Raw genomic sequence first — 929 nt, 5'->3', positions numbered from 1 at the left:
GCCCGATTGTTGAAGATCAATGGCTATGTACTTATGAACTCTAATACCTGTTACATTAAAAAGAAAAGCATTATTTGCTATGAATAATGCTTTTCTTCTTATGCTGTAACAACAAAAATAGTATAAATTTAGTCCATGTAATGTTTTTTAAAATCTGGATGGATAGAAAATTTACGGCGTAAATTCACTAGGTTTTTCCCAAAACTCTCCTCTAAAAGTTCTTTATGTTTCTCCATAATTTCCATAAGATACAAATCGTGAATGATGAATTCTGTAATTGGCATGACTAAACCTACATGCATTGTCCATGCTGCACGGCTATCTTTACCTAGCGAGACAATACCTGCTACTACTTCTGAATCATCTCCACTAATAACAATCCATCTTCCACCATACTCTTCTGTAATTTCATGACCCATATAATGGAGGTAAACATTAGCAAAATCAGATAAGATTTCCCCGTAAGCAATAATCGTTACATTGACCCCTCTTTTTGCTGCCAGTCTTAATTCAGACTCCAACTCTTCGAACTCTTCTTTCCAGACCTCTAAAAGAATTCTTTTTTTAGCAGATAATATACAAGCCTTTACCTTTTCGAGTATTTCATTGCGTCCCGTGATATTCCAAATATTTTCACGGTCATTTGCAGACCGTTCATACTCCGCTAATGATTTTTCTGCCAGTTCAAAATTTTCTTCTGCTTTCATTCGGCGGCTTTTAATTAGCTCCTTTGCAGGAACAGGCGTATATTGTGGTGTGTTTCCAGGACTAACCAGAATATCTCCTCGCATCGCGAGACTGTCCAGAACTTCATATATTCTTGAACGTGGTACACCGGAATTTTTTGCTACTGCATAGCCGGTTAGAGGCGATTCTTCCAATAAAGTAAGGTATGCTTTCGCTTCATATTCGGTAAAATTAAGATTTTT

General features: G+C 36.5%; 1 protein-coding gene. It reads right to left on the bottom strand.

From position 1 onward, the window contains the following. Positions 1-128 precede the first annotated feature (128 nt). Positions 129-929: TrmB family transcriptional regulator (locus tag V7149_RS16975; RefSeq protein ID WP_335346791.1), on the bottom strand; the 801-nt coding region annotated here is incomplete at its 5' end.

Origin of the sequence: Bacillus sp. JJ1503 (assembly GCF_036965125.1) — a bacterium.
Lineage (GTDB): Bacteria > Bacillota > Bacilli > Bacillales > Cytobacillaceae > Cytobacillus.
Note: the sequence above shows the minus strand (reverse complement) of the source record. Positions and strands in the feature narration are given on the sequence as shown.